This is a genomic window from Sphingobacterium sp. HJSM2_6, assembly GCF_049316305.1.
Classification (GTDB): domain Bacteria; phylum Bacteroidota; class Bacteroidia; order Sphingobacteriales; family Sphingobacteriaceae; genus Sphingobacterium.
This window is the reverse complement of sequence record NZ_JBMOXB010000010.1, coordinates 1-22,832: the sequence shown is the minus strand read 5'-3', so window position 1 is coordinate 22,832 and position 22,832 is coordinate 1. Positions and strand designations below refer to the sequence as shown.

Sequence of the window (22,832 nt, the reverse complement as noted above, 5' to 3'; positions counted from 1 at the left end):
AGCGAATTTTAATAGCATGAGTCAATAATTTTATTACCTATACCAGCAAGTCCTTTTCATTGGAAAGTTTATGCTTGGGATAGGAATTTCCTGATTGAATAAGTACCTTTGTGAAAATTTTTTCAATAACATGGCAACGAACAGAACATTTACAATGATTAAACCAGATGCAGTAGCAAATGGTCACATTGGAGCAATTTTAAACGATATTATTGCAGGCGGATTTAAAATCATCGCAATGAAATACATTCAGTTAAGCGCTGAAGATGCAGGTAATTTCTACGCTGTACATAAAGAACGTCCTTTTTATGCAGATTTAGTAAGTTTCATGACTTCAGGTCCAATAGTTGCAGCGATTCTTGAAAAAGAAAATGCAGTAGAAGATTTCCGTACCTTAATTGGTGCTACAGATCCTTCAAAAGCAGCAGAAGGAACGATCAGAAATAAATATGCAAAATCAATCGATGCGAATGCAGTTCATGGTTCTGACTCCGATGAAAATGCAGAAATAGAAGGAAATTTCTATTTTTCTCAGTTTGAAAGATTCTAAGAAATTTAATATTTAAATAGCAAAGGGGATCATATATGGTATGATCCCCTTTTGCTTATATATACTGTCTAGTTTTTTTTGAAACTTACCAGTTTATTTGCTGATGAATGGAAAGAAGTAAATGGTTCCCCAATTTAGATTTCCCCACATGCTGCATCATATACCCCAATTGCAAGCCCAATTGATCTTTAGCCTTAAACCCCAAACCAGCATATGCCCTATTCCGATCAAAAAGAGATTCTGTCATCGGATTATCTATATTTAAGAACAACTCATCATAAAATGCTAGGTATACTCCTCCTTTGTTCATTTCTTTATTGGTCAATGGTATATCTAAAAAAAGACAATATCTAAATCTAGATTGAAATTCCTGACCTTCTACAAACCGTTCCTCCACACGTATTCGATGCCGTAAACCCAATTTACTCACTTTATGAGAGAAAAGGCCCTCCTGATAAATCCTATGTTCTGAAAAAGGAAGGTTTGGTTCTCCTTCGGCCTCCGAATAGCCATAGGCGTAACCTAGAGACACTTGAAAATACGGCTTCCATTTGTACTGACCCGCGATTCGACCTAATGTTTGCTGATGATCCCCAATTACTTGATGATCTCTAATCTGCAGCTCATGATGCAAATTAAATTTGCTGTTTTTAAAATTTGATTGGCCAAAATAAATCAGCCATCCTTTAGTCGATTGACCAAATGATGAGTTGACTAAAAATAAAAATGTAGAAATTAATAAAAGTTTGCGCATGACCGAAAATAAATCAAAATGCGCAATTCAGACTTGCTTAACTGTAACAATACCTTTATAGAACGTACTCTGCTATTGAATAAATAAGCTTATCTTCTTTTTTCAAGTCGATTAGAATACCCGAGTGGACAGGTACGTATTCTCTTTCAAAGTCATCAATTCCTTATCTTCCTTTTTCTTATCAAAGTAGCCGCACAGGTGTAGAACTCCATGAATGATCACGCGATGCAATTCATCCTCTTGAGAGACATTAAATTTTAGAGCATTCTCCTGAATACGCTCTACAGAAATAAATATATCCCCTGAAATAACGGCCTCCTCTTCTGAGGAGTCGAATGTTACAATATCAGTAAAAGTATCATGGTTCAAGTATTGTTTATTAATATCTAAAAGGTAGGCATCTGAACAAAAAATAAAGTTCAACTCCCCAATACGTTTGAAATTTTCTGACTTTATAGTACCTTGAATCCAAGTACGTAAATTCTGTTTATTTTTTACCCTGTAATTTACATCCTCAGTAAAAAAATGAATATCCTTTAAACCCATTTTAAAATGCTTTTGATTCCATATATGTTTGCAAAATTAAAGTAGCCGAAATCCGATCCACCATTTCTTTATTTTGCTTTTTACTCTTGTTCATCCCCGATTGTGCAATGGTCTGTGAAGCAATTTTAGAAGTAAATCGTTCATCAATTTCCGCAACTGGAATGTGTGGGTAAACTTTTTTTAATTTTCGCACAAAACCAAGAACATGGGGGGCAGATTGAGAAGCAGATCCATCTAACTGCAGGGGCTTACCGACTACAAATGTTTCAACTTCCTCTTTTGACAAATACTCTTTTAAAAAATCCCATAGGTCATTGGGATGTATGGTGGTTAAAGAAGTTGCTATTATTTGTAATGAGTCTGAAACTGCGATCCCTATACGTTTTGTACCATAATCAAATGCCATTAACCTCATTTCTTTTTTTTTACAAAAATACAATTAATGTTTTATAACTCTGAATATTCCAAACTTGATAAATAAGCGATAACTTTGGTAGATAATATTTACTCATGGCTCGATTCATCTATATACTTCTCTTGATTCCTACTCTGTTAAGTGCTCAAAGTTTTGAGCAACAAGTTCAAACATATAGAAAATTAAAAGCAGAGGAAATGACCAAATCCGATTATGGCCCATTGAGAAAAAACCAAATCCCTTATTTAAATTACTTTCCTGGAAATGAAAGAATGGTCGTACAGGCCAAGGTAGAAGTTCTCATGAATGAATCCAGTTTCAGAATGCCCACATATGATGGCACTTCCAATGAGTATAAACGCTATGCCCTACTCCATTTCCACATAGACAATCAAGAATTTACGCTTACCGCTTATCAAAGTGTAAGTTTATTTCAAAACCCAGCCTATCAAAATCATTTATTTGTACCGTTTACAGATTTATCCAATGGAGAATTAACCTATGATGGAGGCAGGTATTTAGATTTATCCATAGAAGACATCACAAACAATCAACTTAAAATTGATTTTAATAAAGCGTACAATCCTTATTGCGCTTATAGTAATGGGTACAGATGTCCACAACCTCTTCAAGAAAACAATTTGAACATCACTATTGACGCTGGAGAAAAAAAATATAATGGACCAAAAAACGAACGTATTGTGAATAAAAACGCTGCAAAAAACTTCAGTTCTACTGAAGAAAAAATTATTGAATCTGCTGATGAATTAAGCGTTATGCATGTTTATTTAACTACAGATGAGGAAGAATTAAAAACACTTAGGAAACCTTCTGAAGATATTAAATTTAACGACCCCTTATTGGCAAAGTTGGCTTCTCGAATGTTAAAAACAGTACAAGATCCCAAACATCAAGGCGTTGGAATAGCAGGACCTCAGGTAGGTATCAATAAAAATGTAATTTGGGTGCAGCGATTTGATAAAGAAAATGAACCTTTTGAATTCTATATCAATCCAAAAATTATTTGGAGGTCAAAGCTTACTCGCGTAGGCGCTGAAGGCTGCCTATCTATTCCCGACCAAAGGCAAGATGTCTATCGAAGCTTTTCTATTCGTTTACAATACATTGATACCGCTGGCAACTTACTTGAAGAAAATATAGAAGGATTTACAGCTGTTATTTTTCAACATGAAGTAGATCACCTTTACGGCATACTATTTCCAGATCGATTAGCCGAACAATCCGAAAAGGAGTGGGAAACTTTGAATGAAAAAACACAATTATTTATTCCTAAAGGAAGCTTAAGACCTTAATTTTTAATCGCAAATAATACAAAAAAGCCTTTCATTTTCCAATGAAAGGCTTTTTTGTATTATGATTTAATGGATGATTAACGATCCTTTAACTTAACTTCATATAATTTCGTCCAATCTTTCCCTGTCACCAATAATGATTTAGCATCCGACTTGTAGGCAATTCCATTCATTTCATTTCCCGTAGAAGCTCGTTTGCCATCATATAATCCAACAAAATTGATTTTCCCTTCGACCACTCCAGTATTGGGATCGATGATCACGATGATATCTTTATCTGCATGATATAAATTAGCATATACTTTACCATCTATATATTCCAATTCGTTTATGCTATCTACAGGTCCATTATCATCAAAAACCTGAATAAAACCAGTTTCTTTTAAAGAAGACTTATCTAAGAAAAATAATTTATTACTTCCATCCGATTTTATAAAGCGGGTCCCATCATAAGTTAAGCCCCATCCCTGTTTTGACTGTTGATAATCGAATGTTTTAATCGTATTAAAATCCTGCTTATTAAAAACAAATCCAATATTGCTCTCCCAAGTCAACATAAAAACTTCATTACCTACCACAGTCATACCTTCACCAAAATACTTTTCTTCTAAGTCTTTTTTCAACAAAACCTTCCCTGTAGCCAATTCAACCTTACGAATAGAAGAACGGCCATTCATTCCCGTACTTTCGTACAAAATAGTTCCATCATAATACAATCCTTGCGTAAATGCATTAGGATCATGGGGATACGTTTGGACCACTTCAAAAGCATATGGCTTAGGTGCAGGCGGTACAATTAATAATTCACTATAGGTTATATCCTCCTTTCCGGCAGCATATACCGTAGCGCTCAATCTTTTATTACCATACCCGATTTCGTTCGAATCAAACAGTACCGTCGTCGTATCAACCTTACGTTCAAAAACATTCCCATCAATAGCATATACAACGGAATCTACTGCTGGATTAGGGAAATTTAATTTAAGTTGAATCTTCTCCCCTTTCAGCACTCGACTTCCAGTGCTAGGAGTAAGGAATTCAAATTTACCCTGTTGTGTTTTACAACTTAATACTGAAATAATAGTTACCAATAAACAAAGTTTGGCTGTAATCTTCATGTTCATAACTTTTAATAGTTCCAAAATGCATCTTTCATATAATGCAATTTATTATTTATATAAAAGAGGAAATCAAATCGTATTTGTCCTTCATATCCTTTTTCCATCATATAGGATTCTGCTGCACGGGCAAGGTTTTCTTGTTGATGTTCAGAGATCAGATCAGAAATAAGAACATGTGATGCGTTTGAACGTACTTTAACTTCAACAAATACCAAATCTTGCTGATCTAGCGCAATGATATCTACTTCTAATTTTTTATACCTCCAATTTAATTCAATTATTTCATATCCCAATTTTTTTAGAAATAAAACCGCCATTTCTTCACCCTTATCTCCTAACGTTTTGCGATATGTTTTACCCATTATTTGACGATGGTATTTCCCAATAAGGTTCCTAATAGTTTCTCGCCTTCTTTCAGTTTTTGGTAATTTGCTATTAATATTTGGATCTCCATTTCATCCGTAATCGATTTCAATTCCTCTCTAATTTGATGCATTTGCACTTCAATCTTCACTTTTTTCATACGATAAACCAATTGATTAACAAGATCCTTCAATTGCTCTTGCTCCAATGGAACATGAATCTTGCGTTTATCATCATTCCAATTGGGACTGATTTCATATTTATTCACCAATGAATCGATTGCTAGAGCCGCTACTTCCGCATTTTCATTCGAAAAGAAAAACTTTGCCTCTGGGACTTGGAAATCTTCCGATTGTTTCTGAAATTCTTTAATAACTAGCAGACAGGCTTGATCTTTATATTCCACATCACTCAAACTCGCTAATAAATATGGAGCAACAGGGATATCACCATCTCCTTCCCAAGTCACTAATTCTCGACCATAATTTAACAATACCCGCACCAACTCTTTTTCCATCCGTATCTCTGGGGTCAAAGTGGAATTTACTGGATTAGGTAAAGATATACCTTCCGCCTGCATAGCAGCCAACATTTCCGCCGGTATATATTCCTCCTGTTCCGATTGTTGCGCTTCCGCTTGTTGTTGCTGATGGCTCTCCTTACGTTCCCTGGCTTTCGACTTTTCTATCCGGATTTTATTCAACTCGCTGAGTAAAATCCGCTCTTCCATATCCAATAAGCTACTACATTGCTTGATGTAAATCGAAACTTTAATTTCATCAGGAATTAAAGCTATACTTTGCACAACCTCCCGAATGACCTCCGCTTTTTTAATAGGGTCATTTTGAGCATCACGCAATAATATATTCGTTTTATAAAAGACAAAGTCTTCTTGATGTTTTTGGATATACTCTTTAAAAGCAGATGCTCCATAACGCTGAACATAAGAATCTGGGTCATTCCCATCTGGAAATAAGAGAACTTTTACATTGAGTCCCTCTTCCAATAACATATCTGTTCCGCGAAGAGAAGCTTTTATTCCAGCCTCATCGCCATCGTATAAGATGACCACCTGTTTGGTATACCGTGCTATAAGCTTAATCTGTCCCGTTGTTAATGAGGTTCCAGAAGAAGACACCACATTTTCCACAGCAGCTTGATGACAAGAAATAACATCAGCATATCCCTCCACCAAATAACAAACATCCTTATCAAGGATTGCTTTTTTTGCAAGATGCAAACCATATAACACATTCGATTTATGGTAAATCTCACTCTCCGGAGAATTTACATACTTAGGTGTAGATTTATCACTTTTAAGTGTCCGGCCACCAAAACCTAATATTCTACCCGTTAAATTATGTATAGGGAAAATTACTCGACCACGAAAGCGATCATACCAGGATTTATCATCGCGTTCAACCGCCAATCCCAGTTCCACCAAATTCCGATTTAGAAAACCATCTTCCTTAGCTTGATCCACTAAACCTGTCCAAACATCAGGTGAATAGCCTAATTCAAACTTTTTTATGATGTCATCACGGTAACCACGCTCATGAAAATAGCTGAGTCCAATAGATTTTCCAAGATCCGTATCCCAAAGTTGAGTTTTAAAGAATTTACCCGCCCATTGGTTCATGACGTATAAACTTTCGCGCTTATCATGAACTTCTGTTTGTTCAGCACTACGCTCCACCTCCTCTACAGGGATATTATATTTGTTGGCTAAAAAACGAATCGCCTCAGGGTATGCATACTTCTCATGATCCATGACGAACTTTAGCGAGTCCCCACCTGCACCACATCCAAAGCATTTATAAATCCCTTTAGAAACGGAAACATAGAATGATGGCGTTTTTTCATTATGGAATGGGCAATTCCCTATGAGTGAAGATCCTCTTTTTTTAAGATCTACAAATTCTCCAACAACCTCCTCAATACGGGCAGTATCTAAGACTTTATCGATGGTTTCTTGCTTAATCACGGATTATTGTATTTATCTGTTGATTTACAAAGATAAGACACCAAGTCATAAGAAAAGCTAGGTTGTAAGAATTTAACTTTTTTTAATGGGCTTAGCCATTTACTTGGTCAAGCTGTTCAAAAATTGAATTTTTTGAAATATATTCTGGAACAATTTCTTTAATCAACTCAACAAGAAGCATTGGATTTTGTTCTGCATGTTGATTACAAACTTGCTTACATAAGTCTTCAATTAAGTTCTTTTTCTCATCCAATTGATCCAATCGAACTTTAGCAATCATAATTTTCTCATGATGCGTTTTGCTTGTGTTCTCATTATCGGCAAGCAATTCTTCATAAATTTTTTCCCCAGGTCTCAAACCGGTTATTTCTATTCCAATATCTTGAGGATAATTGAAACCCTTCAATCGAATCATACGAATGGCCAGATCCATAATTTTAACAGGATTCCCCATATCAAACACATAGATTTCACCACCGTTACCCATGACACCGGCTTCTTGAACCAACTGACAGGCTTCTGGGATCGTCATGAAATAACGTGTAATATCTGGATGGGTAATTGTTAAAGGACCTCCACGTTTTAATTGTTTCTCAAACAAAGGAATGACCGAACCATTCGATCCCAATACATTCCCAAAACGAGTCACTATAAAATTTGTTTTGCTCTGTTTATTAACCGCAGACACATAAATTTCAGCAACGCGTTTCGTAGCTCCCATTACATTCGTCGGATTGACCGCTTTATCGGTAGAAACCATCACAAATTTTTCAACCCCATACTTATCGGACATATCGGCAACATTTTTAGAACCCCATACATTGGTTAATATGGATTCGTAAGGGTTTTGCTCCATTAAAGGGACATGCTTATAAGCAGCAGCATGAAAAACGATCTGAGGTCTGTATTGTTCAAAAACCATATCCATAAAGTGTCGGTCTCGCACATTGCCTACCATATACAGGATATTCTTGTCTGCATGCATCGATAAATCTTGTTGAATATCGTATAACGCTGATTCGGCTTGGTCTATCACGATCAATTGCTGAAAATTAGTAAATGCAATTTGTCGAACCAGTTCAGAACCTATGGATCCTGCACCTCCAGTAACTAGGATAACTTTGCCCTGAAACATCTCGTGAATGATAGGATTTTCCAAACGTATGGCTTCACGTCCTAACAAATCATCTATTTTCAAAGTTCTGATCTGTCTTGAAGCCACCTTTCCATTCATTAATTTGGCCGAAGAAGGCATAATTTTCAATTTTACAGGGAGGGGTTCTATCTGTGCAGAAATTTTAGACAGTCTATCTTTATTATTATCATCCAAAGCGATGATGATGCTGTCTATTTTTAATTTCACAACATAACCTTCGGTCAGCTGATTCATGTTCAAAATCTTATAGCCATTGATTAACTTCCCAATTCGATTGGGATTATCATCCGCAAAAGCCACTACCTTAAACTTCCTGCGATTATCATTGCGGAGCAAGTTTAAAGTAATCATGCCCATATTCCCAGCGCCGAAAATTAACACATATTCCACTTCACGACCTGCAAAAAATATTTGCTCATGAATAGTTCTATAAAATATACGGGCTGCCACTAAGCAGACCATCGTAAAGAAGGCATGCGTAAACAAAACAGCATAAGACAAGCGAAAATGTTGGCCTATATCTGTCGTTTGATCATAATTTAAACGTACAATGAAAGAAATAAGCATCAATATACCCCAAGCAATGAAAACCGATTTAAAAATGCGCCAAGCATCTCGAAAACCAGTTTGCCGAACAATGCCTTTGTAGGTTGAAAAATAAATAAAACTAAGGGCATAAAGTGCTGTAACCACCAAGGATTTTTTCACCATCAATTCGACCGCAAATCGACCTTTGAAACTATTGATTACATAATTGGACAAATAATAACAAAAGATGACGATAAGTAAATCAATAATTAATATTACCCATCTTGGGCTATCCTTGCGAAAATATTTTCTTAAACCGGTAATGTTCATTCGTAAACTTTGTTAATATATGCACCTAGCATAGCATATCGCTAGAAAAAACGGGGTTAGCTACAATGCCATACAACAAAGTTGATGCCACTCTCAGAAATGTTTGAAAGTAAAAATAAAATTATTTTCCATCCTAAAAGATGGTAATCGTTAACATTAAGTTGAATGTATCAACATAGCTGCTAAAGAATAAAACCAATCAACCCTCAATTTAAGTTTTGAAGATAATAAAAAAGGACACCATTTAGGTGTCCTTTCCATTGTTTTATTTTTTCTTCTTCTTAAAGAACTTCTTTACTTGCTTGTTCAGTTTGGATCTCAAAGAAACAGAACTCGAATCAATATAGCCATAACCGTACCCATATCCATAACCGTATCCATAACCTCTTGCGAAATCCACATCATTAATGACTACTGCCATATTCTTTAATTTACCATCTTCATACAATTCCTTAGGAACATTCAATAAACGACGATCTAAGTAATTTGCACGAGTCACATAGATAGTCAAATCAGCATTTTCCGCAATTAATAAAGTATCCGTCACTAAACTTACTGGCGCAGTATCTACAATTACATAATCGTAATGCGTTCTTCCGTATTCAATAACCTCATTAAAATAGCCATTCATTAATAACTCTGCTGGATTTGGTGCAATATAACCCGAATAAATGATGTCAAAATCATAAGGAGCAGGTTTCTTAATGATGATATTCTCTACCGGCATATCCGGATTAATTAAATATTGAGTAATACCAATATTCGTATGTTGCAAATGCGATAAACCTAAATAATCCAATACTTTTGGAGAACGAATATCTGCACCAATCAATAAAACCTTCTTACCTGACATAGCCAATATGCGCGATAAATTAGTCGAAACAAATGATTTTCCTTCACCAGAAGTCGTCGAAGTCACAAACATCACTGCAGATTCTTTCTTTGCGCCCAACATAAAAGAAATATTGGTCCGTAATATCCTGAATGCTTCTGCCAATGACGAACGATCATTATCTTTCACGATTGGATCTTCCGAACTTGGAATTTCTCCTAAAATCGGCGCATTAAATTTCTCTTCTATATCTTTTCTGGAATGCACCTTATTGTCTAATAAAAACTTAATGTAGAGTATTGCTAACGGAAGCAGTAATCCGACAATAAAAGCTCCAAGAAGTACAATAGATTTTTTCGGAGAAACAGGAATGTTTGATCCATAGGCTTCATCAATTACTTTTAGAATGGCAGGGGTTGCAGACGCTTTAATTTCTGTTTCTTCTCGTTTTTGAAGCAAAAATAGATACAAAGATTCTACGATCTGTTGTTGCCTAGATATATCCTTAAATCCACGCTCTTGATTTGGAAGCTTATTTAATTTACCTTCAAATTTATTCTTTTGCCCTTGTAGTGCATTTACATTGGATTGCAATACTTGCCTATAATTCGCTAATGAAGAATTTAATGTTAAACCTATTTCTGAAATACTTTTATTCAAATTTTGTACAACAGGATTACTTGGAGTTGCAGATTTCAATAAATCATCACGTTCCAACACCAAATCATTATACGATTTTACAGTAGCTTGTATTGAAGGATCTTCTAAACCAATATTGGATGGTAATAAAGCCCCATCAGTACCATTCATAGCACCACTCATCATATCAGCTAAGCGCAATTGAGTTTGAAAATCAATTAATTTTCGATCATTCTCAGTTGCACTTTGCATGTAAAGTTGAGCTTCTGTCTCCATATCGACAATATTACTCTGATCTTTAAAATCAGCAACCTTTGAATCTGCGGAAGCCAGATCTTTAGATATTAGATCTAATCTGGAATTGATAAATTGAGATGTCGCCTTACTTATTCTCGTCTTGTCTTCCGTAACATCATTATTATATTGATCAATTAAAGAGTTTAATAGTAATTGGGCTTTGTAAATATTTCCAGAATTCATAGAAAAATTAACCACGTAAGATTGTTTCTCTTTATTTGGTGTAATATTAATTTGTTTAAGCAAATCATCTACGGATCTATTTACAGGGACAAATAAAATTTCTATTTCATAATTTAATTGTCTTTTTCCTTGAGGCAAAATCATAATAGATCCTAAAGGACTATTAAATTTCTGACCAAACCCAATATTTCTTGTGCCGTAATCATTATCTGTTACTACTAATTTATTATTCTTTTGAACAATTGTAATTGAATAATATGATGAATCCAATTTACTATTCTGTGGATCTAATAAAACTAGTTTTATTGGTGATTGAGATTCTAATAATTCAGAAGACTTTACATTACCTTTGAATGTATACGTTATATTAAATCTATTTTGATCAACAACCTTTCTAAATATTCTTCGGGACTTCATCACATCGATTTGATCGGACACAAATGCCGAAGAGGAACTTCCCATTCCTGTTAATGAAGCCATTTCAGCTAACCCAGATAATTCACCAGTAGCTTTATTTTCATCTTGAAGTAATATCTTAGCAGTAACACTATAAATTTTATCTGCATAACGCAAATACACAAAGGCTATTGAAATGCAGACAATTAAAGATAAAACAAACCATTTCCAATAATAAGCATATTGTTCAAACAATTGTTTTAAATTAATTTCTTGATCCTCAGTTTTTGAATTTTTAGAATTTGGTAAATTACTCATGAATCTTGTCTAATTAACGAACAATAACAGCTACTATGGTAATAATCAAACCAGCTATCGATACAAAAATGGATGTGTTTTGCGTATATTTCGAAGATTGAATTCTTGCTCCGTTGGGTTCTACGTAAATTACATCATTTTGTTTTAAAAAATATACTGGCGAATTTAACGATTCTCTTTTAGTTAAATCTATTCGATATTCATTTTTTTGTCCATCTTCTTCACGAACAACCAAAACATTCTTTCTTACCCCATTTATGGTCATATCACCTGCCAAACCCAATGCTTCCAAAATAGAAACACGATCATTATCAATGGTAAAAGTACCTGGTCGCACGACCTCTCCTAAAACAGAAATTTTAAAATTGCGTAAGGTAATATTTGCGCCAGGATTATGAATATCTTTTCCGACTTCTTTTTTTATATAATCAATTGCTTCCAATCGTGTTAACCCTCCTAACTTGATTTTACCTAATTGTGGGAAATCAATAAAGCCATCTTGGTCAATAGTGTAAGTAGGCACAAATGGACTATTTGATTGTAATGTTCCTGCTTGATAAATATTTACTTGATTATATGGAGAACTTACTTTTAAATCATCTGCCGTAATTGAAATAGTTAAAATATCTCCAGGCTGAAATTTTGTTGTAAATTGTCTATTAGTCGTATTTAACACAACCGAATCTTGTTGAAAATAAACCAATTCATTTCTTGATGCGCAAGAGAATAAAAAAGAAAGTAAAATTATACTAAAGAGTAGTTTCATAATTCTAAAAGCTAATAATGAGTCCATGATATCAAAAATTAGTCCAACTTTTATTATAAAAATATTAACACTAAAAACTATTAATAATATCAGTTATCTTATTTCCTATTCTTTCTTTTTGTAATTCATTTAAATTTGATCCAGAAGGAAGACACAACCCATTATTAAATAAATTTTCAGAAATATCTGTACCATAATATGGAGAGTTTATAAATACTGGTTGTAAATGCATAGGTTTCCATAATGGTCTAGACTCAATATTAAATTTTTGCAATCCTAATCTCAAATCTTCACTCGTAAATTTAGATTCCTCAGGATTAATAACAATAGCAGATAACCAATGATTGGAATAATACAAGTTAGAAGGCTCAATTTGCATTTTAATACCTGGATAATTATTAAAAATTTCTAAATAAAATTTCATCATTGTTCTTCTCGAATTTATTCTATCAGGTAATACTTCCATCTGACCACGTCCTATGCCAGCACATATATTTGACATCCTATAATTGTAGCCTATATGGGAATGTTGATAATGTGTCGCCTTATCTCTAGCCTGAGTGGAGAGAAATACAGCAAAATCTTTGTCTTCTTTCGTTTGACAAACTAATGCACCTCCACCTGAAGTTGTTATAATTTTATTACCATTAAAACTCAATACCCCATATTTACCAAATGTACCACAAAACTGATTTTTAAATTTTGATCCTAAAGCTTCAGCAGCATCTTCAATCACAGGAATATTGTATCTATTTGCAATACTCATGATTTTATCAACTTTAAAAGGCATTCCATATAAATGTACAGCAATTATCGCTTTTGGAGTTTTACCAGATTTTATTCGATCTACAATTGCTTCTTCGAGTGCATTTGGACATATATTCCAAGTATCAATTTCTGAATCCACAAATATTGGTGTGGCACCAAGATATACAATCGGGTTCGCAGAAGCCGAAAAAGTAAAAGATTGACAAATAACTTCATCGCCAAAACCAACTCCGCATTCAATTAAGGCTAAATGTAGAGCTGCTGTACCAGAAGATAATGCTGCTATATTAACATTTGATTTTAAATATAATTCCAATGCTAATTCAAACTCATTTACATTCGGACCTAGGGGAGCAACCCAATTTTCATCAAAAGCCTCATGTATATATTTTAATTCGTTCCCTCCCATATGTGGTGAGGAAAGCCAAATTTTATCATTCTCTATATTTCCCATTATCTTTTATAAATTATTTTTAATTATTTTGCCAGGATTTCCTACAACAACTGAATTATCAGGAATATTACGTATAATAACCGAACCTGCACCAATTATACAGTTTTTCCCAATAGAAATACCTTGTATTATACAAGATCCAATTCCGATATGTGAACATTCTCCTATAGAAACATTCCCTGCAATACTCACCCCTGGAGAAACATGTACAAAATCTTCAATATTACAATCATGATCTATAGAACAATTACTGTTTATTATACAATGGTTGCCTATTAAAACATTTGGATTAATTATTACACCAGCCATAATAACTGTTCCTAAGCCTATTTTAGAAAAAATTGACACAACAGAATTCGGATGAATCAAGCAACTAGCTTCTAATTTATATTCATTAACTATTGACTTTCTAATTCGATTATTTCCTATCGTGACGAATGTATTCATTTCAATTTTTTCCAAATCGTGCTCAATGTCATGATCTAAAAACTTTATTTTCTCAAAGTCATTGTCATAAACATTTTTTAAAGCTAAATTATTTAATAATATAATTTCTACCACGACTTTAGCATGCCCACTAGCACCAAATATTGAAATTTTATTCATTACCTTTAAATTCTTCAGAACTAACGTGACCGACTTGATTAATACCCTCCCTTATGAAAACTTTTTTAATTGTAAGGAACAAGATTTTCAAATCCAGTTTAAATGAAATGTTCTCAACATACCATACATCTAAAGAAAATTTAGAATCCCAAGAAATTGCATTTCTTCCATTTACTTGAGCCCAACCGGTAATTCCAGGTTTAACATCATGTCTTCTTTTTTGATAATCATTGTATAGAGTCAAATATTGAATTAATAATGGCCTTGGACCAATTAAAGACATATCTCCTTTTATTACATTAATTAATTGAGGAATTTCATCTAAAGATGATTTCCTAATAATAGAACCCAAATATGACATTCTTTCTTTATCACTTAACAAGTGCCCCAATTTATCTCGTTTATCATTCATTGTTTTAAACTTTATAATTTTAAATATCTTTTCTTTATAACCAGGTCGTTCTTGAAGAAAGAAAACTTTTCCTGAATTAGAAATAAATAATAAAAAACAAATTATAATAAAAATAGGCGATAAAATTACTAATCCAAATAATGAAATTAATAAATCAATTAGTCTTTTTAGGAAACCTCTGTAAATCATTTAATATATATTTTTGAATGAATATTAGTAATATTTTTGATTTTATTCATAGTATTCCTATCAACACCATTATTTGTATTTAATAATATTTCTAAATTATTAGAAAGTTCAGTATTTGGAATAAAAAAAGGAGTATTTAACGAATTTTTCCAATTAGGATTATTAATTAAAATTCTTCCAGAAAAATTTCCCCATTTTTTCTGATTTTTCCCAGGATAATATGCCATTCCCATTTTAGAAAAGTAATCTGTGTGATTATTAACATTTATAATTACTTCTCTTTTGCTAGGACCAGGGAGATTCATTAGTGCTAATAAAATACCTCTATTACCATTGTTAAAAGTTACAGGATAATTTAATGTAATATTATTAACAACTTGAGTATTATTATCTGGCTCTATGTCAATACCTGCCATAGGTGATGTTCCAAATGTATTTGAAGCTAAAAGATTATTCACGATTATATCTGAACCATAAACAATCGAAATCCCATTTCTCCTATTGTTATCAACATGAATTCCTTCAATTAATATTTTTTTTGAATAATCATCGATATATAGACCATCCCCCCAACAACTTGAAATTTGGGCTTTATAAATTTTGACATTATTAGACCCCCTAATTGAGATACCCATACCAAATTCACCCTTATTACTAAGGTGTTTATCCTTATCTCCAATTACATTTGGAAAAAAAATCTTAATATTATTAACATTATAAACCCTTAGAATTTGATAATTATTTTCAATTGTCGGTCTTAATAATATTTTAGAGTTTTTTCTAAAAATCACTATAGAATTACTTTTCAGTGTTAAACCTTTAGAATTAACTAAAACTGGGAAGTTAGGAAGTATTATTTGAGAATTATTATTAATAGCGTTTTGTATCTGTTTAGTATAATCAACTGAACCATCAATTACATAATTCTTTGGCAAATAATTAACAGCATCAACAGCTTTTGGATAATTCAAAATTACATTATTTATCTCTTGCTCTGTAGGTATAACATTTTTTTTCAAATAGTCAGGCACATCTTTATAAACAAAAGGTTGACAAACACCTTGATTTATTAAAATCAAAATAAAAAAAACTGATGTTATTAATAATTTCATTTAAAATAACTATTGTATTCATCTAAAATCGCTTTCCACAAAATATCATTCCCATATTTTGCTTCAATATTCTTACGAGCATTTATTCCCATATTATTTAAAATATGCTTATTTAACAATACATATTCCATAACTTCAAATAAATCTTGAACTGATTTACTATCAATTATTAGTCCATTATATCCATTTTGGATGATTTCGTTTGACCCACTAATGTTTGTTACTATACTTGGTTTAGACATAGCTCCAGCTTGTAATACAACATTTGGAAAACCTTCGCGATAACTTGGTAAAATATGAACATTTGCTAATTTTAAATAAGGTCTTATATCTTCAATAAATCCTACATGTAGAATAGATGAATTATTATTAATACTATTCCTTGTTTCAATATCTATTAAATCAGATGACTCATAATCTCCAACAATTATAAGTTTACAATTAGTTTGTAATTTTGAAATTTCAAGAAATGCACTTACTAGATCACATATTCCCTTATCTTTAACAATCCTTCCTACATATACATAAACAAAACTATCTAAATCAATTTTTAAAATGTTTCTTAATTCATCAACCCCCTGAACTTCACTAGAGTTAAAATAGTTTAAGTCAACTCCATTAACATTACCGTTACCTAATATTTTTAAGTTTTTATTAGTAATTTTAAATTTCAACAAATCCTGTTTTACCCCTTCACCTTCTGGATAAATATGGGTTGCACATAAACACAATATTCTATCCATTAAAATCAAAATCTTTTGTTGAAATCCTGTTTTATAAGGAAAGATTAATCCCGTAAAGGTGTGAATTCTATAAGGACATCCTGTTATAAAAGCCGCAATCATCGATAAAAGACCCGCTTTTGGAGTGATTGAGTGAACTATGTGTGGTTTTTCCTTAATAAAAAAATAAATTAGCTTAAATAATGATACAATATCATTATATATAGATATTTTCCTTTTAATACTAATACTTTTAGTTCTAACACCTTCCCTCTTTCCAACATTATCCAATTGTATACCAGGGGAAGATAAAGCTATAACTTCAAATTCATTTTTAATATATTTCAATTGCCCTTTCAATAAAACATCCAAAGAAATAGGCACAGTAGAAGTACGAATAACCTTTTTCATTTATTAAATAATTTTTATAAATTCTTTAAAAATATCATCAATTGAATAATCTTTAGCCCTAGCTCTACTTAGTTCGCTATATCGTATATATTCATATTCATTATTTATTAAAAAACTTATAGCATTAGACAGGCCTAAAGAATCATTTACATTAATTAATAATCCATATTTACACTCAATAAATTCACCTTCTTTAATGAAAACCTCGAAATTTTCGTTTAATATTTCTAATGGCCCTGATAAGCAATTTGTAGAAATTACAGGAATTCCAACACTCATAGCTTCCAATAATGCATTAGGAAATCCTTCTGAATTCGAAGACATTACAAAAATGTCATATTCACAAAGTAATTCTGTAACATTCTTAACTCTTCCTAAAAAAGTGACTTGCTTGTCAATATTTAAGGTCTCTGAATATTTTAATAAATAATTATCTAATTCCCCTGCTCCAAAAATACTCAAATTCAATTGCTTTTTATTCAGAATATGAAATGCACGTAATATCATTTCATGATTTTTTGTTGGTATTAGTCTTCCAACACTTACTATTTTTGAAGGTTTTATAATTTGATTTGTGGGTAATTTGTATTTGTCAGGTATAACTATTGGATTGTATATAACAGTCATAGGAACCCTAATATCAAAATTATCTTTTAAATCTTTATTTATCCACAATGAATTAGAAAATATTAAATCTGACTTATTATAAAATATAGGAATCAAAATTTTATAAATAATATATCTAAAACCTTTAGAATCATATTCTATCGAAGGGTAATTTCTCTCACTTAGAATAACTCTTAATCTCTTCCCATAAAAAAACTTTGCAATTCCATTTAAAATATTTGGTCGAGTTAAAAAAGAAATAGACACATCAATTTTATTTGTTTTTATAATTCTTAAAAAATTCAAAATAAATTTAGGATATTCAAAAATTGTCTTAAACCTTGATTGATGAGGGTTCTCATTTAGAATAATAATTTTAACGTTTTCAGGAACATTAAAATGAAAAACAGGATACATTAAAATCAATGTAACATCATAAATGGTCGATAAATTTGGTAGAATTAAGCTAATAACCTTTTCTGCTCCTCCTCCTCCTAATGAAACTGCTAGTATAGAAATTTTTGTTTTATTTTCTTTCATATGATTAAAGAACAGAATGAAAAGACTGTTTTATTTGCTTGGATATAACTTTGACATCGAAAAAATTCTTGACAACTTGATATCCATTTTCACCAAAATTAGATGCTAAATCAATTGAAGTCACTATTGTTTCAAGAGAATTAATCCATTCATCTTCTTTTATAGCTCCAAATCCAATTTCCCCCATTTTTAAAACCTCATCATTCATTCCAAAAGGTGAAACTACTACAGGTAATTTTGCAGCCATATAACAAAGCATTTTATAACTACATTTACCTTTTGAGAATTCGTCATCAAAAATGGGCATAATTCCTAAATGTGAAGTTTTAATTGAACTAAATTCATTTTCTAGGGACCAATATTCGAATGTAAATTGATGGTTACTTAATTTTTTGAATACAGGAGGAGAATTAGATATAACTTTAATTTTAACAAAGGGAAATTTATCACAAATAATCTTTAACGCATTTTCAATAGAATATAAATATTTGTAATTAGAACTAGTCCCTGTCCATAAAATATTAAAAACCTCATTAGTTTTATTAACTATAGTATTATCATATTTTGAGATATCAACAGCAGTAGGAATAATATCAATCTTATTATTAAAATTAGAAATATAATTAGCTAGATATGAATTGCCACAAATAATTCTATCGGAAACTGAACAAATATTCTTTATAAAATTTCCGTTATTTCCTAAAAAGAGTGCATCATCAATATCAAAAATCAAAGGTTTTTTCAAAAATCTTTCAAATGTATAGTGATTTGAAAACATTGGTTTTTGTAACCAAACTATATCAGTTTTAGGCTGCTGTAACACTTTAATAAAATTCTCAGATATATTATTTAATGCCCAGTAAATTCTTTTACCGAAACCTAAAGGGGGATATGCCCCTGCTTTAGATGGGCTTTCTGTTATTTTACAGTTTAAATCAGTTAAATAAGGTATTAATTGACGAACTCTATATCTTGCACTAGGAACATTAATTCCAGTGGTATATGCACTAACATTTATTTTATTGTTCATTATAATTATTTAGATGGTTCAAATAAATTATTATAAAAGGAAAGATTAATAAAAATCTTGAATTAATTAATATTGGATAACCAACTTCGAACAATATTATAACAATAAAAATAAAATTCGTTGTTTTTTTATTCTGTAAATTTTTAGCCAAAAATCTATAAAAACCTAAATAAATAATAATTGGTAAAATTATTGATCCTCTAAGCGTATAAAGAATAAAACCAGAATCTGAATAATAAAGTTTATCTGAAACGGTTAAACCTATTGGAGAAAATGGATTATTTAGAATATAATCAATTGTTGGTAACAAAGGTGATTCATCTGAATATCGTCCTGCAATTCCATTTTTGTCACTGGAAAGAATATAATTTATATCAATTGAATCAAACATTTCAAGAAATATTTGATTATTTAGAACAAAGTAAACACCTATTGACCCTATTAATAATATTGGTAGAAAACTAGATAAGCCTTTAAATCTTAATAAATAAACAAATAAACCAATAGAAATAACAGTATATAAAATTGAAGTATTAGAACGGATAAATATTAACAATAGAAACAAGAGAAAAGCATTTATTAAATAAATATTCTTATGCTTTATTATAAATGTTTTCAAATTTAAATAAAGAAATAAAAAAATAAATAAAGCAGCTATTGAATGAGTTGCGAATGTGCCAACCGGTTTGCGAAGAGCCAACATATTCGGAACCAAATCTTCATAACTAGCAACATATTTATCTAAAATCAGATTTATAATCAAATCATTTTGAACTATAATTCCAAACCCAAATAAGCAAACTATATAAGTACTGAGAAGAAAAGAAATTATTAATACTTTCCCATTATTAATTTCTTTTAAATTCAAAAAGTACATCAAAAAAAGCAAAAAGAAGCTTGGAAATATACCAAATGAAAACTCTGGAAAGACATTTGAAGCAAATATTGTTGAGATGATTAATAATAAATTACCCAAAATAAATATGACTAGATTAGTGCCATATATCATTTTTGGTAAAATAAAATAGATAGAAAAAATTAGTGCAAAAACTAAATAGTAATATGTATTACTAGTAATCCCACCACTTGAAGTTGGAAAAAGAATCCCAATTATTATTAGCAATAATGGTAAAAATCTATATAATATCTTTTTAAAAGGCATTAAATGAATTTAATTATTTTAGCTGGTACTCCAGCAATTATACAGTTATCTGGAAAATCTTTGTTTACAACAGAGTTAGCTCCTATTATAACATTATCACCTATGTTAACGTTACCTAAAATTGTAACATTTTGTCCTATCCAAACTTTATTACCTATAATAATTTGCCCTTTTGATGACAACTTTCTGTCTTTGGGAGAAATTGATAAATCTGAAAAATCCAACATACCATGACCATGATCAGATATAAAGACATTACTTGCAACTAATACATCTGATTTAAAAATAATTGTGTTAATGGCTACTATTTGACAATTTGGATTTATAGTAACATTATCCCCAAAAACAATTTTAGAATTGAAAGTTTGATCATTATATTTTTTTATAGCTTGAAGCCTTAATCCTCTTCCTGCTATAAAATTTTTACCCATTACTATACTTTCTGGCCCTTTTATCAATGAAGGATAATTAAACTTAGCTATCCCATCCACCTGTTTTAAATGACGATTTATTGAGTATGTCATTAACCAACTAAGGAAAGAATTAATTTTTTGTATTACACTATAATTAATAAAATAAGATAAAATTTTAATTATTATCATTGTCTTTTTAGAAATTTAGAAATTTGATTTTTTATATTTTTATTAAAATAAACCATGAGGCTTCCATATACAAAAATACTCAAACCTATCTTTATAAAGAACATGAATATATTTGAACTATTACCGAAGATCATAATAACTATGAACATTACAACAGAAATTGTTAAGATTTTTAATATCTCTCTATAATTTATTTGTATTGGAAATATTTTTTGAACAATTATATAAGTAAATATAACCGCTAAAAAATTCACAATCAGACTTATCCATAAAGCAGACACATAACCGAATGATGGGATAAATATAAAATTCAAAATTACATTTAAAGTTGCAACAAATATTAAAATGAATAATTGATATTTAGATTCTTTTTTTATGTAAAAAAACAAATCCAAATAATAACTCTTAAGTCCTAAAATAAAAGCACTTAAAGAAACTAGAGGAAGTACTAATCTATCTAGTTTTGAAAAATTATTTCCCAAAAAGAAGGATTGCAAATCAACTGAGCAACTTAAAAAGATTATCAAAATTGGTAATGCTACTATTAATAAAAGTTGTAAGGATTGATTAAAATGTTTTATTAATCCAACAGATTTTCCTTCTTGCGAATATATTTTCATAGCTATTGGTGTTGCAGATGTTGCAGCAATTGCTATAAATACACCTATGCTTTGTTGACTAAAATCAAATCCTAATGAATATAATCCCGTTTCCTCAACGCCCCTAAAATAACTTATGATAAATCTACTTGAATAACTCAAAAGAAAGCTTAATCCCGCGGATGCCGTTAATGGTAATGCATAATTAATTAAATTTTTAAAAATCTGTTTTTGAAAATCTAATTTTACATTTTTGAAAGGAATCTGTGTAAAAGCATAAATAACTGAAATTAAAAATCCTATGGAACTGCCAATTAGCAATCCTATATAATTCATTCCATTCATAATTAGGGTTAGACCGACAATCAAAGTTAAAACTGTTTTTAAAATATTAGCATAGCTATATTTTAATGGTTCTAAATTTGACACAAATAATTGACTATAAATGGTGAACAAATATTGGAGAACAGCTATAAAAAATATATAATGAATATATGTTGAAAATTGATTTTCTAATATTAAAAATTTATCAAAACAATAATATAAGACAAAAATAAAAGCTAATAATATAATATTATAGAAAACTGTAATATGTAAAAATCCAATAAATTTATTTTCTTCATTATTGACTTTAAATTCAGGATAGAATCTCGTTAATCCATACCTAAGCCAATCAAAAAAAATTATATTTATAATTCCAGCCAGGCTAACAATTAATGAATAAACCCCATATTCTTTTGCATTTAAGAATCTTGAGAAAATCAACACACTTATAAATGAGATTAATCCTGGAATTCCCTTCCCAAGGAAATATATTATCGTGTGCCTAACAATAGTGTTCATTTAGCTAATATTAACTAAATATTCACCATAACCACTCTTTTTTAGTGGTTCAGCAATTTTTGTTAATTGATTTTTATCTATATAGCCCATCCGATAGGCCACTTCTTCTATGGCGCCAATTTTCATCCCTTGTCTTTCTTCAATGACTTGAACAAATTGACCTGCTTGCATCAGAGATTGAATTGTGCCTGTATCTAACCAAGCTGTACCTCTATCAAACACCCCAACTTTCAACTTTCCTCTCTTCAAGTATTCTCTATTCACATCCGTGATCTCCAGTTCTCC

Annotated in this window: 22 protein-coding genes; 2 read left to right on the top strand and 20 right to left on the bottom strand. The window is 31.1% G+C overall.

Going from position 1 to position 22,832, the window contains the following annotated elements:
- The first annotated feature begins 130 nt into the window (after positions 1 to 130).
- A complete protein-coding gene (locus ACFRAE_RS10210; protein WP_422797054.1) occupies positions 131 to 550 on the top strand; it encodes a nucleoside-diphosphate kinase in 420 nt (139 codons plus the stop codon).
- Positions 551 to 635: 85 nt separating this feature from the next.
- On the opposite strand, the gene ACFRAE_RS10205 is transcribed toward ACFRAE_RS10210, so the two are convergent.
- The 3 genes from ACFRAE_RS10205 to ruvX form a co-directional block, all read right to left on the bottom strand.
- Positions 636 to 1,304, bottom strand: coding sequence for a DUF2490 domain-containing protein (locus ACFRAE_RS10205; RefSeq protein WP_422797053.1), 669 nt, complete (start codon positions 1,302 to 1,304; stop codon positions 636 to 638).
- 111 nt (positions 1,305 to 1,415) lie between these two features.
- Positions 1,416 to 1,850, bottom strand: coding sequence for an rRNA maturation RNase YbeY (ybeY, locus tag ACFRAE_RS10200; protein ID WP_422797052.1), 435 nt, complete (start codon positions 1,848 to 1,850; stop codon positions 1,416 to 1,418).
- Between the two features lies 1 nt (position 1,851).
- A complete protein-coding gene (gene ruvX / locus ACFRAE_RS10195) occupies positions 1,852 to 2,265 on the bottom strand; it encodes a Holliday junction resolvase RuvX (RefSeq protein ID WP_422797051.1) in 414 nt (137 codons plus the stop codon).
- Positions 2,266 to 2,360: 95 nt separating this feature from the next.
- Between ruvX and def the strand changes: the two genes are divergently transcribed.
- Positions 2,361 to 3,578: a peptide deformylase gene (def, locus tag ACFRAE_RS10190; RefSeq protein ID WP_422797050.1), complete on the top strand. Its 1,218-nt coding sequence runs from the start codon at positions 2,361 to 2,363 to the stop codon at positions 3,576 to 3,578.
- Positions 3,579 to 3,655: 77 nt separating this feature from the next.
- Here the strand turns inward: def and ACFRAE_RS10185 are convergent, their stop codons facing one another.
- The 17 genes from ACFRAE_RS10185 to ACFRAE_RS10105 form a co-directional block, all read right to left on the bottom strand.
- Positions 3,656 to 4,696, bottom strand: a complete 1,041-nt coding sequence (locus ACFRAE_RS10185) for a glutaminyl-peptide cyclotransferase (RefSeq protein WP_422797049.1) — start codon at positions 4,694 to 4,696, stop codon at positions 3,656 to 3,658.
- An 11-nt stretch (positions 4,697 to 4,707) separates the two neighbouring features.
- A complete protein-coding gene (locus ACFRAE_RS10180; RefSeq protein ID WP_422797048.1) occupies positions 4,708 to 5,061 on the bottom strand; it encodes a YraN family protein in 354 nt (117 codons plus the stop codon).
- Entirely contained in the window at positions 5,061 to 7,046 is a 1,986-nt protein-coding gene (dnaG, locus tag ACFRAE_RS10175; protein ID WP_422797047.1) for a DNA primase, read from the bottom strand. Before dnaG ends, ACFRAE_RS10180 begins: the two co-directional genes overlap by 1 nt.
- A 91-nt stretch (positions 7,047 to 7,137) precedes the next feature.
- Positions 7,138 to 9,060, bottom strand: coding sequence for a polysaccharide biosynthesis protein (locus ACFRAE_RS10170; RefSeq protein ID WP_422797046.1), 1,923 nt, complete (start codon positions 9,058 to 9,060; stop codon positions 7,138 to 7,140).
- Positions 9,061 to 9,325: 265 nt separating this feature from the next.
- Positions 9,326 to 11,725 (bottom strand): GumC family protein, encoded by a 2,400-nt coding sequence (locus ACFRAE_RS10165; RefSeq protein WP_422797045.1) that lies wholly within the window; start codon positions 11,723 to 11,725, stop codon positions 9,326 to 9,328.
- A gap of 13 nt (positions 11,726 to 11,738) precedes the next feature.
- Positions 11,739 to 12,491 (bottom strand): polysaccharide biosynthesis/export family protein, encoded by a 753-nt coding sequence (locus tag ACFRAE_RS10160; protein ID WP_422797044.1) that lies wholly within the window; start codon positions 12,489 to 12,491, stop codon positions 11,739 to 11,741.
- 70 nt (positions 12,492 to 12,561) lie between these two features.
- A complete protein-coding gene (locus ACFRAE_RS10155; protein ID WP_422797043.1) occupies positions 12,562 to 13,713 on the bottom strand; it encodes a DegT/DnrJ/EryC1/StrS family aminotransferase in 1,152 nt (383 codons plus the stop codon).
- Between the two features lie 6 nt (positions 13,714 to 13,719).
- Positions 13,720 to 14,319 carry an acetyltransferase gene (locus ACFRAE_RS10150; RefSeq protein WP_422797042.1) on the bottom strand — a complete coding sequence of 200 codons (600 nt, stop codon included), beginning with the start codon at positions 14,317 to 14,319 and terminating at the stop codon, positions 13,720 to 13,722.
- Positions 14,312 to 14,920 (bottom strand): sugar transferase, encoded by a 609-nt coding sequence (locus ACFRAE_RS10145; protein ID WP_422797041.1) that lies wholly within the window; start codon positions 14,918 to 14,920, stop codon positions 14,312 to 14,314. The genes ACFRAE_RS10150 and ACFRAE_RS10145 overlap by 8 nt, the downstream gene beginning before the upstream one ends.
- Positions 14,917 to 16,032, bottom strand: a complete 1,116-nt coding sequence (locus ACFRAE_RS10140; RefSeq protein ID WP_422797040.1) for a right-handed parallel beta-helix repeat-containing protein — start codon at positions 16,030 to 16,032, stop codon at positions 14,917 to 14,919. The genes ACFRAE_RS10145 and ACFRAE_RS10140 overlap by 4 nt, the downstream gene beginning before the upstream one ends.
- Complete coding sequence (locus tag ACFRAE_RS10135) at positions 16,029 to 17,165, bottom strand: glycosyltransferase family 4 protein (protein ID WP_422797039.1); 1,137 nt, start codon at positions 17,163 to 17,165, stop codon at positions 16,029 to 16,031. The genes ACFRAE_RS10140 and ACFRAE_RS10135 overlap by 4 nt, the downstream gene beginning before the upstream one ends.
- Before the next feature lie 3 nt (positions 17,166 to 17,168).
- A complete protein-coding gene (locus ACFRAE_RS10130) occupies positions 17,169 to 18,311 on the bottom strand; it encodes a glycosyltransferase (protein ID WP_422797038.1) in 1,143 nt (380 codons plus the stop codon).
- Positions 18,312 to 18,315: 4 nt separating this feature from the next.
- Positions 18,316 to 19,341: a hypothetical protein gene (locus ACFRAE_RS10125; protein ID WP_422797037.1), complete on the bottom strand. Its 1,026-nt coding sequence runs from the start codon at positions 19,339 to 19,341 to the stop codon at positions 18,316 to 18,318.
- A complete protein-coding gene (locus tag ACFRAE_RS10120; RefSeq protein WP_422797036.1) occupies positions 19,331 to 20,503 on the bottom strand; it encodes a hypothetical protein in 1,173 nt (390 codons plus the stop codon). Before ACFRAE_RS10120 ends, ACFRAE_RS10125 begins: the two co-directional genes overlap by 11 nt.
- On the bottom strand, positions 20,503 to 21,105 hold the full coding sequence (locus ACFRAE_RS10115; protein WP_422797035.1) for an acetyltransferase: 603 nt from the start codon (positions 21,103 to 21,105) through the stop codon (positions 20,503 to 20,505). The genes ACFRAE_RS10120 and ACFRAE_RS10115 overlap by 1 nt, the downstream gene beginning before the upstream one ends.
- Entirely contained in the window at positions 21,102 to 22,547 is a 1,446-nt protein-coding gene (locus tag ACFRAE_RS10110; protein ID WP_422797034.1) for a lipopolysaccharide biosynthesis protein, read from the bottom strand. Before ACFRAE_RS10110 ends, ACFRAE_RS10115 begins: the two co-directional genes overlap by 4 nt.
- Positions 22,548 to 22,832, bottom strand: a 285-nt coding sequence (locus ACFRAE_RS10105) for a sugar phosphate nucleotidyltransferase (protein WP_422797033.1), incomplete at its 5' end; no start/stop codon positions are given.

Coding starts and splice junctions, on each gene's coding strand:
- ruvX (WP_422797051.1), bottom strand. CDS start 2,265: ATGAGGTTAATGGCATTTGATTATGGTACAAAACGTATAGGGATCGCA.
- ACFRAE_RS10145 (WP_422797041.1), bottom strand. CDS start 14,920: ATGATTTACAGAGGTTTCCTAAAAAGACTAATTGATTTATTAATTTCA.
- ACFRAE_RS10125 (WP_422797037.1), bottom strand. CDS start 19,341: ATGAACAATAAAATAAATGTTAGTGCATATACCACTGGAATTAATGTT.
- def (WP_422797050.1), top strand. CDS start 2,361: ATGGCTCGATTCATCTATATACTTCTCTTGATTCCTACTCTGTTAAGT.
- ACFRAE_RS10185 (WP_422797049.1), bottom strand. CDS start 4,696: ATGAAGATTACAGCCAAACTTTGTTTATTGGTAACTATTATTTCAGTA.
- ACFRAE_RS10130 (WP_422797038.1), bottom strand. CDS start 18,311: ATGAAAGAAAATAAAACAAAAATTTCTATACTAGCAGTTTCATTAGGA.
- ACFRAE_RS10115 (WP_422797035.1), bottom strand. CDS start 21,105: ATGATAATAATTAAAATTTTATCTTATTTTATTAATTATAGTGTAATA.
- ACFRAE_RS10160 (WP_422797044.1), bottom strand. CDS start 12,491: ATGAAACTACTCTTTAGTATAATTTTACTTTCTTTTTTATTCTCTTGC.
- ACFRAE_RS10155 (WP_422797043.1), bottom strand. CDS start 13,713: ATGGGAAATATAGAGAATGATAAAATTTGGCTTTCCTCACCACATATG.
- ACFRAE_RS10135 (WP_422797039.1), bottom strand. CDS start 17,165: ATGAAAAAGGTTATTCGTACTTCTACTGTGCCTATTTCTTTGGATGTT.
- ACFRAE_RS10165 (WP_422797045.1), bottom strand. CDS start 11,725: ATGAGTAATTTACCAAATTCTAAAAATTCAAAAACTGAGGATCAAGAA.
- ACFRAE_RS10140 (WP_422797040.1), bottom strand. CDS start 16,032: ATGAAATTATTAATAACATCAGTTTTTTTTATTTTGATTTTAATAAAT.
- ACFRAE_RS10205 (WP_422797053.1), bottom strand. CDS start 1,304: ATGCGCAAACTTTTATTAATTTCTACATTTTTATTTTTAGTCAACTCA.
- ACFRAE_RS10170 (WP_422797046.1), bottom strand. CDS start 9,060: ATGAACATTACCGGTTTAAGAAAATATTTTCGCAAGGATAGCCCAAGA.
- ACFRAE_RS10150 (WP_422797042.1), bottom strand. CDS start 14,319: ATGAATAAAATTTCAATATTTGGTGCTAGTGGGCATGCTAAAGTCGTG.
- ACFRAE_RS10180 (WP_422797048.1), bottom strand. CDS start 5,061: ATGGGTAAAACATATCGCAAAACGTTAGGAGATAAGGGTGAAGAAATG.
- ybeY (WP_422797052.1), bottom strand. CDS start 1,850: ATGGGTTTAAAGGATATTCATTTTTTTACTGAGGATGTAAATTACAGG.
- ACFRAE_RS10120 (WP_422797036.1), bottom strand. CDS start 20,503: ATGCCTTTTAAAAAGATATTATATAGATTTTTACCATTATTGCTAATA.
- ACFRAE_RS10110 (WP_422797034.1), bottom strand. CDS start 22,547: ATGAACACTATTGTTAGGCACACGATAATATATTTCCTTGGGAAGGGA.
- ACFRAE_RS10210 (WP_422797054.1), top strand. CDS start 131: ATGGCAACGAACAGAACATTTACAATGATTAAACCAGATGCAGTAGCA.